This window comes from Micrococcus sp. APC 4021 (genome assembly GCF_030407635.1).
In the GTDB taxonomy this organism is placed as follows: Bacteria; Actinomycetota; Actinomycetes; order Actinomycetales; family Micrococcaceae; genus Micrococcus; species Micrococcus luteus.
In genome coordinates, this window is sequence record NZ_JASDCZ010000096.1 from 1 (window position 1) to 8,931 (window position 8,931).

The following is an 8,931-nucleotide window of genomic DNA, read 5'->3' on the forward strand; positions in this document are numbered from 1 at the left end:
CCGGGGTGGGGGCCGCAGGGGTCGGCGTGGGCGCGCCCGCCTCCGGGGAGGCCGTCGTCGGGGCCGCCGGGGCCGCGACGGTGGTCCGGCGCGGGGCGCCCGTCGTCGGGTCGACACGGGGCACGCGGGGGCGGCGCGGACTCATCGCGGACTCCTTCGGACGCGTGGTGGGGACCCTCACAGCCTACTGCCCGCCCCTGGCAGGATCCTGGCCGCCCCCGGGACGGGCGCGGGCCCGCCCGGAGGGATCCGGGCGGGCCCGCGCGTCGTCGTCGGGGACGGTCAGCCGCGGAAGCGCGGGAAGGCGGAGCGGCCCGCGTAGACGGCGGCGTCGGCCAGGTCCTCCTCGATGCGCAGCAGCTGGTTGTACTTGGCCACGCGGTCCGAGCGGGCCGGGGCGCCGGTCTTGATCTGGCCGGCGTTGGTGGCCACCGCGAGGTCCGCGATGAACGTGTCCTCGGTCTCGCCCGAGCGGTGCGAGATCATGCAGTGGAACATGTGGCGCTGGGCCAGGGAGATCGCGTCGAAGGTCTCGGTCAGGGAGCCGATCTGGTTGACCTTCACGAGCAGGGCGTTGCCGGCCTTCCCGTCGATGCCGCGCTGCAGCCGCTCCACGTTGGTGACGAACAGGTCGTCGCCCACCAGCTGGACGCGATCGCCCAGCTGCGCGGTCAGGTGCTGCCAGCCGTCCCAGTCGTCCTCGTCGAGCGGGTCCTCGATGGAGACGATCGGGTAGTTGTCCACCAGCTCGGTGTAGTAGGCGGCCATCTCCTCGGCGGAGCGCTGCTGGCCCTCGAAGGTGTAGGAGCCCTTGTCGAAGAACTCGGAGGAGGCGACGTCCAGCGCCAGCGCGATGTCCTCGCCCAGGCGGTAGCCGGCCTTCGTCACGGCCTCGGCGATGAGGTCCAGGGCGGCGCGGTTGGACTCCAGGGACGGGGCGAACCCGCCCTCGTCGCCCAGGCCGGTGGACAGGCCCTTCTCCTGCAGCACGGTCTTCAGGGCGTGGTAGACCTCGGTGCCCCAGCGCAGGGCCTCGCGGAAGGACGGGGCGCCGATCGGGGCGATCATGAACTCCTGGATGTCCACGTTGGAGTCCGCGTGGGCGCCGCCGTTGAGGATGTTCATCATCGGCACGGGCAGCACGTGGGCGTTCGGGCCGCCCAGGTACTTGTAGAGCATGAGGTCGGAGGCCTGCGCGGCGGCCGCGGCGACGGCCATGGACACGCCCAGGATCGCGTTCGCGCCCAGCGTGCCCTTGTTGGGGGTGCCGTCCAGGTCCCGCATCGCGCGGTCCACGGCGCGCTGGTCCGCGGCGAACTCGCCCTCGAGCTCCTCCGCGATGCCCTCGACGGCGGCGACGGCGTCCAGCACGCCCTTGCCGCCGTAGCGCTTCTTGTCCCCGTCACGGCGCTCGACCGCCTCGAACTCGCCGGTGGACGCGCCCGAGGGCACGGCCGCGCGGCCCAGGGAGCCGTCGGTGAGCAGGACCTCCACCTCGACGGTGGGGTTGCCGCGCGAGTCGAGGATCTCGCGAGCGTGGATGGCGTCGATCAGGGCCATGGACGGGTCTCCTTCAATCGAAGTCGGAAGTCGTGCCCGCGGCGTGGACACGGCCTCAGCCTAGCGGGGACCTCAGGTTCCAGGCGGCCGCGCGCCGGCGACAAGACCGCCGTTCCCCCCGGCTGCGATGTCGCCGGGGCGCGGTCGGGGCTGCGGCCGGGCCGGCGCGGCGCCGCGTCAGCCGGACGGACGCAGCGCCGACCAGTCCCCCGCACGCACCCGGGCCACCGTGGTGCGCAGGGCCCGTTCGGGGTCCAGCCCCGCCGCCCGGGCCCGGAACACCAGCGCGAACAGCTCCGTCCCGAGCGCGGCCTCGCCCGGCCACACCGCCGCCGGGCGCTCCCCCGCCTCGGCGGCCGGCGCCGGGACGTGCGCGGCGAGCGGGTCCGGCTCCTGCCGGGCCGCGCGGTCGACCACCTTCGCGGCGGCGGCCAGCGCCGGCAGCCGGGCCGGGATGTCGCCGACGTCGAGGCCCGGGCCGGTGCCGCCGTCGTCGTGGGTCGGGGCGGCGGACGAGAGCCCCGCGGCGGCCCGCTCCCGCGCCTTGACCCGCTCCCAGGCCAGCTCGACGGCCTCGGGCGTGACGGCGGCGAGCTCCTCGGCCGGTCGCAGGCCGCCCTCGGGGGTGAGCACGAGCGGGTTGCGCCGGATCATCTTGGCGGTGAGGGCGTCGGCGGCGTCGTCCAGGCGGAACCCGGCCGTCTCCGCCGGGGCGCCCGGCTCCCGGGAGACGGCGGCGTGCAGCACCACCTGGAACAGGACGTCCCCGAGCTCGGCGGCCAGGGCGGGGTACGCGCCGTCGGCCCGACGCGCGGGCACGTCGGCCCACGCGGCGGCGTCGCGGGACTCGACCTCCGCCACCGCCTCGTACGCCTCCTCCACGAGGTACTCGGCGAGGTCGGCGTGCGTGAGCGCGGCCGTCCACGGGCAGTGGTCGCGCAGGGCCTCGACCACCGCCACCAGACGGTCCACACTCGCGCTCACGGACGGATCAGTCGTCCTCGTCCTCGTCGTCCAGCTCCTCGAGGACCGGGCCGACGGCGTCGCCGGAGATGACCTCGCCCCAGCCGGCCACGAGGATCTCGGCGAGGTCCTCGCGCTCGTCCACGGACAGGAAGGCGGCCTCGGCGGCGTTGAGCTGCAGGTCCAGCAGCTCGGAGAGCGAGTAGCCGAAGGTCTCGGCGAGCAGGTAGAGCTCGTCGGTCAGGGACACGTCCGAGACGAGCCGGTTGTCCGTGTTCACGGTGACGCGGAAGCCGAGCTGCACGAGCAGGTCGATGGGATGGCCCGCGATGCCCGCCGCGGCGTCCACCGCGCCGGTCTGCAGGTTCGAGGACGGGCAGACCTCCAGGGCGATCTGCCGGTCCCGCACCCACGCGGCGGTCTCGCCCAGGTCCACGATGCCGGTCAGCTCGTCCAGCTGCTCGCCGTCCTCGTCCACGCCGCCGTACTCCACCGAGATGTCCTCGGCCAGGCGCACGCCGTGGCCCAGGCGCAGGGCGCGGCCGTCCACGAGGGCCGAGCGGACGGAGTCCAGGCCGTCGCCCTCGCCTGCGTGCACGGTGACGGGCAGGTGGTGGGCGGCCAGCCACGTGAAGGTGTCGGCGAAGCGGGAGGGCGGGAACCCGGCCTCGGCGCCCGCGATGTCGAAGCCCACGACGCCGGCCGCGCGGTGGCGCACGGCCAGCTCGGCGATCTCCTGGGCCCGGTCGGCGTGCCGCATCGCGGTGACCAGCTGGCCCACGCGGATCACGTGGCCCGCGGCGTCGGCGGCCTCGACCGCCTCGTCCAGGCCGGCCTGCACGGCCTCGACGGCCTCGTCCAGGCTCAGCCCGCCGGCCAGGTGCTGCTCGGGGGCCCAGCGGATCTCGCCGTAGACGACGCCGTCGGCGACCAGGTCCTCGACGAATTCGCGGGCCACGCGGCGCAGCTGCTCGCGGGTCTGCATCACGGCGGTGGTCAGGGCGAAGACCTGCAGGTACTTCTCGAGGGACTCGCCGTTGGCGTGCTCGGCGATCCACTCGGCCAGGCCCTCGACGGTGTCCGCGGGGACCTCGACGCCGGCCTCGCGGGCCAGGTCGAGGACGGTGCCCACGCGCAGGCCCCCGTCGAGGTGGTCATGGAGGGAGACCTTGGGCAGGACGGCCAGGTCGACCTCGAGCGGGGAGGGGGATGCGGTGTCCGGAAGCTGCGTCGTCGTCACGGGCGTCACTCTACGGCAGGGCGCTCAGCGCAGGGCCTCCTGCTCGGCCAGGGTGAGGCCCTTCACCCCGGCCCCCAGCCGGCGGCGCAGCAGGGCCTTGAGCAGCCGGTCCAGCAGCAGGCCCACGAGCGCGGCACCCGTCACGGAGACGGCGATCTGCAGCACCGGGTTCTCCAGCCAGCCCGCGGTCAGGCGCGCGATCATGATCGAGTACGCGGCCCAGCTGGCCGTGGAGAGCAGGTCCAGCCCCACGAACCGCACCGGAGGATAACGGGTGGCGCCGGCCGTGAGGTTCAGGGCCACGCGGCCGCCGGGGATGAACCGAGCGGTGAACAGCAGCAGCGCGCCGTGGCTGTGCAGGTGGTGACGGGCGACCTCGACCGTGGCCCGCACCCGCCGCAGCCGCATCCACCGGAACCGCTCCACGCCCACGGCACGGCCGATCGCGTACGCGGCCACGTCCCCCAGGAACGCGCCCGCGAAGCCGACCCCCCACAGCGCCCACAGGGAGAACGGATGCCCGTCGCGGACGATCGCGCCGAGGGCCACCAGCACCGACTCCGACGGGAAGACCGGCACGATGCCGTCGAGCAGGCACAGCAGCAGCGTCAGTGGCAGGACCCACCACTGCGCGGAGGCGTGGAGGATCGCCCCCTCGAGCCACGCGAGCATCCGGTCAGCCGATCCGGTCCAGGATCACGGAGCGCTCGCGCAAGGCCCGGGCGGCGTCGTCGTCGAGCTCGCCGACCGCCCAGCCGCCGGCGAGCGCGGCCTTCGCCCGCTCGAAGCGCTCCGGCGTGTCCGTGTGCAGGGTCAGCACCTTCTGGCCCCGGGCCACGCGCTCGCCGGGGCGCACGTGCACCTCGACGCCGGCCGCGGCCTGGACGGCCTGGCCCTGTCGCTCCCGCCCGGCGCCGAGGCGCCACGCGGCCAGGCCCACGGCCATCGCGTCCAGCTCGGTGAGGACGCCGTCCGTCTCCGCGACGACGTCCTCGGTGTGGGCCGCCGTCGGGAGGTCCGCGCGCGGGTCGCCGCCCTGGGCCTCGATCATCCGGTTCCACACGTCCATCGCCCGGCCGTTGGCCAGGTGCTCGGCCGGGTCCACGTCCGTGACCCCGGCGCCGGCGAGCATCGCGGCGGCGAGCGCCACGGTGAGCTCCACGACGTCGGCCGGGCCGCCGCCGGCGAGCACCTCCACCGACTCGCGGACCTCGAGGGCGTTGCCGGCCGTCCGGCCCAGGGGCACGGACATGTCCGTGAGCAGCGCCGAGGTGTCCACCCCGGCGTCCCGGCCGAGGTCCACCATGGTCCGGGCCAGCTCGCGGGCGGACGCCTCGTCCTTCATGAAGGCGCCCGAGCCGCACTTGACGTCCAGCACGAGGGCGCCGGTGCCCTCGGCGATCTTCTTGGACATGATCGAGGAGGCGATCAGCGGGATGGCCTCCACCGTGCCGGTGACGTCGCGCAGGGCGTACAGGCGCTTGTCCGCCGGGGCCAGGCCCGAGCCGGCGGCGCAGATCACGGCGCCCACCTCGGAGAGCTGGCGCAGCATCGCCTCGTTGCTGAGGTCGGCCCGCCACCCGGGGATCGCCTCGAGCTTGTCCAGGGTGCCGCCGGTGTGCCCGAGGCCGCGGCCGGACAGCTGCGGCACCGCCACCCCGAAGGAGGCCACGAGCGGGGCCAGCGGCAGGGTGATCTTGTCCCCCACGCCGCCGGTGGAGTGCTTGTCCGCGGTGGCCAGGGGGCGGCCGTCCGGGGTGGTGAGCCCGCCGAAGTCCATGCGCTCGCCCGAGGCGATCATCGCGTCCGTCCAGCGGGCGATCTCGGCGCGGTCCATGCCGTTGAGCAGGATCGCCATGGCCAGGGCGGACATCTGCTCGTCCGCCACCACGCCGCGGGTGTACGCGTCCACCACCCAGTCGATCTGCTCGGGGGACAGCGTCCCCCGGTCCCGCTTGGTGCGGATCACCTCGACGGCGTCGAAGGGCTCGGCCTGCGGCTGCGCGGTCATGGGGGTCTCCTCGGGGGACGGCTGCGACGGTCAGCCTCCGACTCTAGCGAGCGGGCCCGGGAGCGCGCCGCAGGTCAGGGACGGTCCGCCCGCTCCAGGTCGGCCGGGCCGAAGGCGTCCGGCAGCACCGCGTCGATCCCCCGCTCCCCCGCCGGGGTGAGCAGCACGAGCCCGGGGGCGCGGAACTCGTACAGCAGCTGGCGGCACCGCCCGCAGGGCATGGTGAGCACGCCCTCGCCGTCCACGCACACGAACGCGGCCAGTCGGCCGCCCCCGCCCATGCGCAGGTCGGCCAGCAGCGCGCACTCGGCGCACAGGGTCAGCCCGTAGGACGCGTTCTCGATGTTGCAGCCCGAGACGAGGCGGCCGTCGTCGGTGAGCGCGGCGGCGCCCACCCGGAACCCCGAGTAGGGCACGTAGGCGTGCTCCGTGGCGGCCAGGGCCGCGGCCCGCAGCCGGTCCCAGTCCACGCGCGGCGCCGTCGTCGTGTGCTGCCCGTCCGCCACGGCTACTCCTTCACGTACGGCACGCCCGAGGCGGCCGGGCCGCGCGAGCGGCCCACGAGGCCGGCCACGGCGAACACCGTGACGAGGTACGGGAGCATCGCCATGAACTGGCTCGGCACCGGGGTGCCGAGGATCGCCAGGACGTACTGCATGTTGGTGGCGAAGCCGAACAGCAGCGCCGCGAAGAACGCGCCGATCGGGTTCCAGCGGCCGAAGATCACGGCCGCGAGCGCGATGAAGCCCTGGCCCGCCGTCATCTCCTTGGTGAAGGACGACGCGGAGACGAGCGTGAAGAACGCCCCGCCCATGCCGGCCACCGCGCCGCCCAGCAGGACGGCGGCGTACCGCGTGCGGTTCACATCGATGCCCACGGTGTCCGCGGCCTTGGGGTGCTCGCCCACGGCGCGCACGCGCAGGCCCCAGCGGGTGCGGAACAGGGCGAACCACAGCGCGATGACGAGCAGGTACATCGCGTAGCCCAGGATCGTCTGGTCGAACAGGATGGGCCCGAGCACGGGGATGTCCGCCAGGCCCGGGATCCGCAGGTTCGGGAAGTGCGGCGGCGCGTTGAGCTCGGTGTCCCCGCCCGTGAGGACGGTGGAGTACAGGAAGCTCGTCAGGCCGGCCACGAGCACGTTGAGCACGACGCCGACGATCACCTGGTTGACCAGGTACTTGATCGAGAACACGGCGAGCAGCCAGGACACGAGGACGCCGGCCACGATCGCGGCGGCCAGGCCCGCCCAGGGCGAGCCGGTGGCGGTGCCGACGACGGCGGCCGTGAACGCGCCCGCCAGCAGCTGACCCTCGATCGCGATGTTCACCACGCCCGAGCGCTCGGCCAGGATGCCGGCCATCGAGCCGAAGATCAGCGGGACGGCCAGCGCGAACGAGCCGGCGATCAGGCCGGTGAGGAACACGGTGGTGTTGTCCGCCGAGCCGATCACCCAGATGAGGAACGCGGCCACGAAGGCGACGGCGAACAGGGCCGCGGCCCAGCCGGGGGTGCGCCCCGAGCGCAGGGTCGCCAGCCAGGCCACCGCGGTCAGCACCGCCATGAGCCCGACGAGCAGCCAGCCCCCCAGCACGGGGTCGGCGGTCAGGTCCGGGAGCACGACGGCGTCGGACGCGTTCGAGAGTCGGAAGGTCGCCGTCGCCTCGGGGGCGCCGAGGGCGAAGACGGCCAGGGCCAGCAGGGTCAGGATCGTCAGGGCGATCGGGGTGGTCCAGTGCCGGACCACGACCCGGGCGGGCTCGGCGGCCTCGGGGCGGACGACGTCGGCGTGGGGCCGGGCGGCGGTCGCGCTCATCGGGCGTCCCCCTTCTGCTCGTGCGGGCGGTGGGTCGGGGCCGTGTCCGTGGGCTGCGTGGTCGGGGCCTGCGGGTCCGCGACGGCGGCGGCCGCGGCCTCCTGGACGCCCGTGGACGGGGCGGCGGCGTGGCCGCCGGCGCCGGTCACCGCGGCGCCGGCCACAGCGGGCTGGGTCACGGGGTCGGCGGCGCGGCGGGCGCGGGCGGCGCCCGGGGCGGGCAGCCGGAAGATGGCGCGCACCAGCGGCGGGGCCGCGATGAGCAGCACGATCACGGACTGCACCACGAGGACGATGTCGACCGGCACCCCGGTCTCGGTCTGCATGGTCACGCCGCCGGCGCGCAGGGCGCCGAAGAGCAGGCCCGCGAACAGCACGCCCACCGGGTGGGACCGGCCGAGCAGGGCCACCGTGATCGCGTCGAAGCCGAAGGACCCGGCCACGGAGGTGTTCAGCGTGCTCTCCGTGCCGGCGACGTGGGTGGCGCCGGCCAGGCCGGCGAGGCCGCCGGAGATCGCCATGGCGGCCAGGTAGGAGCCCTTGACGGAGATGCCGGCCGTGCGGGCGGCGTCCGGGTTGGCGCCCACGGCCCGCAGGCGGAAGCCGAGGGTGGAGCGCTGCATCAGCCACCACGTGAAGAGCACGGCCAGCAGCGCGACGAAGAAGCCCCAGTGCAGCCGGAAGTCGGTCCCCAGCAGCCGCGGGAACATGGCGGAGCGGTCCAGCGGCGCGGACACCGGGTTCGTGGTGCCGGGCGCCCGCAGGACGGGGGTGTTCAACAGGTAGGCGAGCAGGTTCACCGCCACGTAGTTGAGCATGATCGTGAGGATCACCTCGTGCGCGCCGGTCCAGGCCTTGAGCACGCCGACGACGGAGCCCCACAGCACGCCGCCGAGCACGCCCATCACGACGACGAGCAGCAGGTGCACGCCGGCCGGCAGGTGCAGGTGCACGCCGAACCACGTGGCGAACATGGCGCCGAAGATGAACTGACCCTGGCCGCCGATGTTGAACAGGCCCGCCCGGAAGGCGATGGCGATGCCCAGCGAGATGATGATCAGCGGGGTCGCCACGGTGAGGGTCTCGGTGAGCGGGTAGAGCATGCCCGTCGCGTCCGAGGCCCGGTAGTTGAAGACGGCGCCGCGGAACAGGGCCGCGAAGGCTCCGGCGAACGCGGCCCAGGCGGCGGAGAGCAGGTCGCCCGGGCGGGCGAAGAAGTAGCCGGCGGCGTCGCGGACGTCCTCGTCCACGGCGATGATCAGCAGGCCGGAGATCAGCAGGGACAGCAGGATCGCCAGGGCGGTGACCGTGCCGTTGCCCGAGAGGATCCGGCGCAGGGCG

8 protein-coding genes are annotated in these 8,931 nt (G+C 74.6%); all 8 read right to left on the minus strand.

Annotated elements, in window-relative coordinates; all coding sequences use genetic code 11:
• Positions 1-282: 282 nt before the first annotated feature.
• Positions 283-1,560, minus strand: coding sequence for a phosphopyruvate hydratase (gene eno, locus QL983_RS08705; protein ID WP_144879230.1), 1,278 nt, complete (start codon positions 1,558-1,560; stop codon positions 283-285).
• 177 nt (positions 1,561-1,737) lie between these two features.
• Positions 1,738-2,544: a MazG nucleotide pyrophosphohydrolase domain-containing protein gene (locus QL983_RS08710; RefSeq protein ID WP_144879228.1), complete on the minus strand. Its 807-nt coding sequence runs from the start codon at positions 2,542-2,544 to the stop codon at positions 1,738-1,740.
• A 7-nt stretch (positions 2,545-2,551) separates the two neighbouring features.
• Positions 2,552-3,763, minus strand: coding sequence for an adenosine deaminase (locus tag QL983_RS08715; RefSeq protein ID WP_070708509.1), 1,212 nt, complete (start codon positions 3,761-3,763; stop codon positions 2,552-2,554).
• 24 nt (positions 3,764-3,787) lie between these two features.
• The gene (locus QL983_RS08720; RefSeq protein ID WP_113913983.1) at positions 3,788-4,435 is read right to left on the minus strand and encodes a DedA family protein; all 648 of its coding nucleotides are present in this window, start codon (positions 4,433-4,435) and stop codon (positions 3,788-3,790) included.
• Between the two features lie 4 nt (positions 4,436-4,439).
• On the minus strand, positions 4,440-5,774 hold the full coding sequence (locus QL983_RS08725) for a thymidine phosphorylase (RefSeq protein ID WP_036317816.1): 1,335 nt from the start codon (positions 5,772-5,774) through the stop codon (positions 4,440-4,442).
• A 74-nt stretch (positions 5,775-5,848) separates the two neighbouring features.
• On the minus strand, positions 5,849-6,280 hold the full coding sequence (locus QL983_RS08730; protein ID WP_010079337.1) for a cytidine deaminase: 432 nt from the start codon (positions 6,278-6,280) through the stop codon (positions 5,849-5,851).
• A gap of 2 nt (positions 6,281-6,282) precedes the next feature.
• Positions 6,283-7,590: an ABC transporter permease gene (locus QL983_RS08735; RefSeq protein ID WP_095353411.1), complete on the minus strand. Its 1,308-nt coding sequence runs from the start codon at positions 7,588-7,590 to the stop codon at positions 6,283-6,285.
• The coding region (locus QL983_RS08740) for an ABC transporter permease (RefSeq protein WP_290152352.1) at positions 7,587-8,931 on the minus strand (1,345 nt) is incomplete at its 5' end. The genes QL983_RS08740 and QL983_RS08735, both read right to left, overlap by 4 nt.